Here is a 6,637-nt window from a genome sequence, read left to right on the forward strand (position 1 = left end):
ATCAACAGGGACTGAAGATAATGAAAAATACTCTCCTGACTTCCGTGGCGATGATGGCGGCTCTGGCCGCAGCGCCTGCGTTTTCCGCCGAGAAGTTCACCTTTGCGATGAACTGGTTCCCGGTGGGCGACCACGCGGCTTATTGGGTGGCCAAAGAGAAGGGCTATTACGCCGAGAAGGGCCTTGATGTGACGCTGGAAAGCTCGAAAGGCTCGGGCGATTCGATTGCGAAGGTGGATACGGGCCGCGCCGATGCGGGTCTGGCCGATGCGGCGGTGATCGTGGGCTCGCGCGCGCGTGGCACCACGGTGAAAGTCGTCGGCATTATCTTCGACAGCTCGCCGATGAACTTCTTCTCCAAGGCCGACTCCGCCATCACCACCCCGGAGGGTCTGAAGGGCAAGACCATCGGCGCACCGGCCGGTGACAGCCAGCGCCTGATGTGGCCGGCCTTTGCGCGCCTCAACAACCTCGATGTGAACGACATCAACTGGGTCAATATTGAGCCGACCGCGAAATACGCAGCCCTGGCCGAAGGCCGCGCCGATGCGGTGACCGATTACACCACCGGCTTCCCGATGGCGGAAAAAGCCGTGGGCGAAGGCAAAGTCGTCTCGCTGAACTGGGCCGATTACGGCTTTGAGCTTTATGCCATGTCGATCATGGCCTCAGAGGCGACCATGAAGGACCGCCCCGATGCGCTGAAGGGCTTCCTTGAGGCCTCTTATAAGGGCTGGCAGGATGTGATGAACGATCCCGCCGCCGCCATGGCGATCTATAAAAAGGCCGTGCCGGAGATCGATGAAGTCGCCCTTGGTGCCAATATGCAGCTGGGTCTTGATCTGATGAAGACGCAGAACTTCAAAGACAATGGCATCGGCGCGATTGATATGACCCGCGCCTGCGCCTCGGTCGATCTGGTCAATGCCTATATGGGCCTGCCCGCCGAAGTGAAATGCGAAGATGCGTTTGATGCGGGCTTCCTGACCCGTGTTGAGATGCCGCTCGACGTGAAGAAATAAGTTTAGAAGAACAGGCGGAACCGCGTGGACAATTACTCCATCCAGCTCGACCGGGTCTCGATGACCTATGACACCGCCTCGGGTCCGGTCGAAGCGCTGCGCGACATCAACCTGAACGTCCGGCAGGGCGAGTTTATCTCGCTTGTCGGGCCTTCGGGCTGCGGAAAATCGACCCTTCTGCGGGTGGTGGCCGGGCTGCGCGAGCGCAGTCAGGGCAGCATTCTCGTCGACGGCGTCAAAGTCGATCGTCCGATCCCCAATGTGGGCATGGTGTTTCAGGCCGCGGTTCTTCTGAAATGGCGCACGATCCTTGATAACGTGCTGCTGCCGGCAGAGCTTTCGGGCAAAAAACCGAAAGCCTACCGCAACCGCGCCATGGAGCTGCTGGAGCTGACCGGGCTGACGGGCTTTGAGAACAAGTTGCCCAAAGAGCTGTCGGGCGGCATGCAGCAGCGCGCGGCGATTTGCCGGGGTCTGTTGATGGACCCCGAAATTCTGCTGATGGATGAGCCCTTTGGCGCGCTTGATGCCATGACGCGCGATGAGATGAACCTCGAATTGCTGCGGATCTGGGGCGAAAGCTCGCAGACCCGCAAGACGGTGCTTTTTGTCACCCATTCGATCCCCGAGGCTGTGCTTTTGTCCGACCGCGTGGTCATCATGTCGCCGCGTCCGGGCCGGATTGATACGGTGCTCGACATTGATCTGCCGCGTCCGCGCAGCCTGGAAACCCGGGTCAGCCCCGCTTTCGGGCGGCTGTCGATGCAGATCTATGACAAACTGCTGGGCCGGGAACCGGGCTCAGGCAATGGGTTTGTGCCGGAATGAGCGCTGCGGCTGCGCATCTGAAGGTCGTTGAAATCCGCGCATTTGAGCGGCCTTACCGGATGCGGATGCCGTTTCGCTTTGGCGTCACCACCACGACCGGCGGGCTGCAACTGGTCGTCCAGGTCCGGATTGAGCTGAGCGACGGGCGCGCGGCCACCGGATGGTCGGCCGAAGCGCTGAGTGCGAAATGGTTTGATAAAAACCCCGCGCTGACGGATGCGCAGAACCACCACCAGCTGCGCCGCTCGGTCGAGCTGGCGGCAGAGGCCTATCTGGCGCTGCCAGCCGGCAGCGCATTTTCGTTTTTCACCCGCAGCTACCGCGATCAGATGTCGGCGGCAGAGGCCGAGGGGCTGAACCCGCTGATCGCCTCTTTTGGTCCGGCCATGCTGGACCGCGCGGTACTCGATGCCCTTTGCCGCGCGCTTGGGGTCAGTTTTCCGGCGGCCATGAAGGCCAATCTGGCCGGGATGGCGGTCACGGAGCTGACGCCCGAGCTTGCGGGCTTTGATCTGAGCGGCTTTCTGGCCGCCCAGGTCCCGCAGCAGAGCCTGGCCCTGCGCCATACCGTCGGGCTGGCGGATCCGCTGACCGCAGCGGACCAGCACAGCCCCATCGGCGACGGCCTGCCCGAGACCCTGCAAGAGGTGGTGCGCCACTACCGCGGCTCGCATTACAAGCTGAAGATCAGCGGCGATATCCCCGCCGATCTGGCCCGCCTTCGCGCGATCACAGCTGTTCTTGCGCCCGTTGGCACGGGGCTTCGGGTCACCCTCGATGGCAATGAGCAGTTCCGCGATGCGGCGGCGCTGACCGAATTCTGGACCGCCTTTGAGCGCGAGAGCGCCCTTGCCCCCCTGCGCCAGGCGCTGATCTGCCTTGAGCAGCCGATCCACCGCGACCGCGCCTTTGAGGTGCCGGTCAGCGGCATCACCGGCGATCTTCCGGTCATCATCGACGAATCCGACGGCAGCCTTGAGGCCACGCCACGCGCCCGGGCGCTTGGCTATCGCGGGGTCTCGACCAAGGTCTGCAAGGGGTTTTACAAATCCATCCTCAATGCCGCGCGGCTGTCGCTCTGGGAGAAACCGGGGCTCCTGTCAGCCGAGGATCTGACCTGCGAGCCGGGCACCGCGCTGCAGCAGGACCTGGCGCTGGTGGGCTTTCTCGGCCTGGGTCACGTTGAGAAAAACGCTCATCACTTCATCGACGGCTTTGGCCCGAGAGCCGAGGACGCGGCGTTCCTGGCCGCCCATCCCGAGCTTTATCACCGCGAGGGAGAGAGGGTCCGGCTGCGCGTAACCGCAGGTCAGCTCGACACCTCAGGGGTGCTGGCGGCCCATGGCTTTGGCGCGGCCCAGGCCCCCCGGGCCGAAGGGCTTTCGCCCGCGCCCCGCGCGCTCTGGCCGCAGGCCTGAGTACACATGTCGCATTCCGCAGGAAACTGAGCCGCCCTTAGACCGTTGCTCCTGAGTTGGGATCAGCGTTCAGAGAGGCGGCATGACGGATCACCCGAAGAACGGCAGCACGGCAGCACACCACGTCGTGGTGATCGGCGCAGGTTTCGGCGGGCTTCAGACCGTGCGCAGCCTGAAGGGCGCGGGGGTGCGGATCACCCTGATCGATCAGCGAAATCACCATCTTTTTCAACCGCTTCTCTATCAGGTGGCGACCACCATTCTCTCGCCTTCCGAGATTGCCTGGCCCGTGCGCGATCTCATGGAACACCGCCATGATGTGACCACGCTTCTTGGCACCGTGACCGGGATCCGCGACGGCCAGGTTCTGCTGAGCGAGGGCGAGGCGGTGCCCTATGACACCCTCGTCATCGCCACGGGCTCACGGCATTCCTATTTCGGCAATGATCAGTGGTCCGAATTTGCGCCCGGGCTGAAAAGCCTGGAAGATGCCACCCTGATCCGCCGCCGCATTCTTCTTGCCTTTGAGCATGCCGAGCGCGAAGCCGATCGCGCCCGCCGCGCGGCCCATCTGACCTTCGCCATCGTCGGCGGCGGCCCGACCGGGGTGGAACTCGCCGGCATCATCGCCGAGCTTGCACAAAAGCTGCGCCCGCAGTTTCGCAATATCGACACCTCTGCCAGCCGCATTCTGCTGATTGAAGCCGGAGAGCGGCTTCTGGCCGCCTTTGATCCCTCTCTCTCGGATTATGCCGCGACATCGCTCACCCGGCGCGGGGTGGAACTGAGTTTCGGCAAAGCGGTGACGGATTGCCGCGACGATGGCATCCTGCTTGGCGGCGAATTTCTGCCCTGTCAGACCCGGATCTGGGCGGCGGGTGTTGCCGCCTCTCCGGCGGCAGACTGGCTGGGGCTGAAGGGCGACCGCGCCGGACGCGTCCCGGTGCAAAACGATCTGACGGTTGAAGGGCATCCCGAAATTTTCGTGATCGGCGATACCGCCACCGTCCCCGCCTGGGAGGGAAAGCCCGTGCCCGGGGTCGCGCCCGCCGCCAAACAGCAGGGCAGCTATGTGGCCAAGGTGATCCGCGCGCGCCACGCCGGTCAGACCCCGCCCCCGGATTTCACCTATCGCCACCTCGGCGATCTGGCGACCATCGGCAAACGCTCGGCCGTGATCCAGTTTGGCAAACTGCGCCTGCGCGGGCAACTGGCCTGGTGGTTCTGGGGCATCACCCATATCTATTTCCTGATCGGCGCGCGCAGCCGCGCCGCCGTCGCCTGGAACTGGTTCTGGAGCCATGTGCGGGGCCGCAGCGCCGTGCGTCTGATCACCCACTCCGCCCGGGGCACCGACAAAGACCACATTTCCGAGTGATCCAGCCCGCGTCTTCCGGCTATTCCTGGCTGCAGGCCAAAGCCCGCAGCCGGGTTCGACTGTATCCGGACCCTGCCTCCCATGACCGCAGTTCCGGCCACGAAAGGCTGCCCGGGCGGTATTGGCTCCGCCCCCGGGGCCAGCAGACTTCCGGTCGAGCGGTCCTGGATGGTCAGACAGCTGCCGCTCTGCAAATCCTGTTGGAAGTCATGAGTTTGACGGGTCGTGTTCGAAGCATGGCGTGACCTGTCCTCCGAAGCCCCGCGACAAGACGGGCAACTGGCCTTCCTGTAACCAGGCGCTGAAGCAACGAAGTTCGCTGACCGTATGTCTTGATGCGGGCATGGCGTGGGAAGCACAGATATCTGGCAAGCGTGGCCGCCAACAGACCCGGAGCGACGCAGCCATTCAGGCGTGTCTGACTCTGAGGGTGCTTTTAGGCTGTCTTTGCGACAGGCCGCGGGGTTCATGAAGAGCCTCCTGGCCCGGACTGTCCTGGCCGGCGCCCGATTTCAGCACCTTAAGCCGCCGTCAGCAGCCATTAAACGTGGCGATCCCCTGCCGTCGTCAATAGCACCTTTATCTTTTGATCGACACTGAGCCACTCAGGCCCCATTGCTCCGGGCCCAATGGCGAAGGGATCAGGATGGAGGGGAGCTGCGAATGGCAATGCCGCAAACATGGCGGCTCCAGCCGCCGTGCCCGCTATGGCCCCGGACCAGTGGCGGACATGGCTCGCGGCGCAGGATCTCGCGCTTGCGCTGCAAAGGTTCGTGACTTTCAAGATGGTGTGCGTCTCGCCATCGAGCGCGGTGAGCTGACGCCCGACAAGCGGGAGGCGCGCCTTGATCCGGCGGTTCAGAAGCGGGTTGAACTGCACATGGCTGCGGTTGCGCAGGCGCGTGCGTTCTTTGGTCAGCGCCCTGCGTGCGATTTGGGAGTCTCTGAGAACAAGCTGGTTTCAGAGATTGGCGCGTCCGGCTCCAGGGTCAGGGCTCGGATGCCCGGGGGCGTATTCCCGAACGGGCGTACGGCCTGATCTTCCTGCGGGACGCATCGGGATGGGTTTTGAGATATTTATGCCGATGGTAGGTTCAGTGATCTGTGCCAGTCCTGTGCCTGTCATGCGTGGCACAAACACGCGTGCCCGTTCAGGCCCAGGTTCGAAGACAGCGGCGGATCAAACTCCATTACGGTCCATCAAGACCCAGCTTATGACGATCCAGCCGCCGCCACTGTCCGCCATAAATGGCGGGGCGGGCAGTGGCTGCCAATCATCCGGAAGCCGGAGTCTTCCTAAGACAAGCGGGAATCATTGCTGCAATCGGGTGGAGACGAAAATGAAGTGCATCAAACAACTCAGACAAAGGCATTCGACAGGCAGGTCGCAGAAGTCAGAAATTGTGTTTCGGCGTGCAATTTTGACCCCCTGAAGTATCGTCAGACCCTGCGCTGCGGGTCAGCGGACGGAGGAGGTGGCTACGATTACGCGGGTCCGGCGGGCCTTCTACGTGCAGCGCGGATCGATGAAGAAGATCAGGCGGGAGTTGCAGGTCTCCCGGAACACCGTCCGCAGGATCCTGCGGTCGGATGAGACCGACTTCAGCTGCGGGCGTGCGCATCAGCCGATGCCACGGATCGGCCCCTGGCAGGACCCGCCGGTTCTGTTGCCTGCCGCGAATGCCGGCAGGCCGTCGAGAGAGCGACTGACCCTGATCCGGATCTTCGAAGATCTGTGCGCCCTGGGCTGTGAGGGCGGCCAGGATGCCATCCGTCGCTTTGCCGCACCGGGGTCGCAGAGCCTCGGCGGCCGGGGCCTATGTGCCGCTTTCTTCTGATCCGGGCGAGGCTGACCGGTTCGACATGCGCCACAGCCGGATGATGTGCGTCCGGGCCTGTCCGCGCGAGCGCCAAGGGCCTCCGCCATCGGGCTCGGACCGGTGGCGCCGCGATGGCTTCGATCTTCGACGCGCAGGATCGCGCCTTCGTCT

At 63.5% G+C, this 6,637-nt stretch carries 5 protein-coding genes and 1 pseudogene; all 6 read left to right on the forward strand.

The features are described 5' to 3' along the window. The first annotated feature begins 20 nt into the window (after nucleotides 1–20). The 6 genes and pseudogenes from EG244_RS14205 to EG244_RS14230 all read left to right on the forward strand — a co-directional run bounded on the left by EG244_RS14205 (nucleotide 21) and on the right by EG244_RS14230 (nucleotide 6,484). Nucleotides 21–1,022 carry an ABC transporter substrate-binding protein gene (locus tag EG244_RS14205; RefSeq protein WP_199737983.1) on the forward strand — a complete coding sequence of 334 codons (1,002 nt, stop codon included), beginning with the start codon at nucleotides 21–23 and terminating at the stop codon, nucleotides 1,020–1,022. 24 nt (nucleotides 1,023–1,046) lie between these two features. Further along, the gene (locus tag EG244_RS14210; protein WP_233589018.1) at nucleotides 1,047–1,850 is read left to right on the forward strand and encodes an ABC transporter ATP-binding protein; all 804 of its coding nucleotides are present in this window, start codon (nucleotides 1,047–1,049) and stop codon (nucleotides 1,848–1,850) included. Further along, nucleotides 1,847–3,268: an enolase-like domain-containing protein gene (locus EG244_RS14215; protein WP_199737984.1), complete on the forward strand. Its 1,422-nt coding sequence runs from the start codon at nucleotides 1,847–1,849 to the stop codon at nucleotides 3,266–3,268. The genes EG244_RS14210 and EG244_RS14215 overlap by 4 nt, the downstream gene beginning before the upstream one ends. An 82-nt stretch (nucleotides 3,269–3,350) precedes the next feature. Beyond that, complete coding sequence (locus tag EG244_RS14220) at nucleotides 3,351–4,646, forward strand: NAD(P)/FAD-dependent oxidoreductase (RefSeq protein WP_124965647.1); 1,296 nt, start codon at nucleotides 3,351–3,353, stop codon at nucleotides 4,644–4,646. A gap of 241 nt (nucleotides 4,647–4,887) precedes the next feature. Then, nucleotides 4,888–5,220: pseudogene (locus EG244_RS20995) on the forward strand (transposase). Between the two features lie 901 nt (nucleotides 5,221–6,121). Then, entirely contained in the window at nucleotides 6,122–6,484 is a 363-nt protein-coding gene (locus EG244_RS14230; protein ID WP_124965649.1) for a hypothetical protein, read from the forward strand. The last annotated feature ends 153 nt before the right edge of the window (nucleotides 6,485–6,637 follow it).

This window comes from Falsigemmobacter faecalis, from assembly GCF_003863335.1.
GTDB classification, from domain to species: Bacteria; Pseudomonadota; Alphaproteobacteria; order Rhodobacterales; family Rhodobacteraceae; genus Wagnerdoeblera; species Wagnerdoeblera faecalis.

Coding starts and splice junctions, on each gene's coding strand:
- EG244_RS14205 (WP_199737983.1), top strand. CDS start 21: ATGAAAAATACTCTCCTGACTTCCGTGGCGATGATGGCGGCTCTGGCC.
- EG244_RS14215 (WP_199737984.1), top strand. CDS start 1,847: ATGAGCGCTGCGGCTGCGCATCTGAAGGTCGTTGAAATCCGCGCATTT.
- EG244_RS14220 (WP_124965647.1), top strand. CDS start 3,351: ATGACGGATCACCCGAAGAACGGCAGCACGGCAGCACACCACGTCGTG.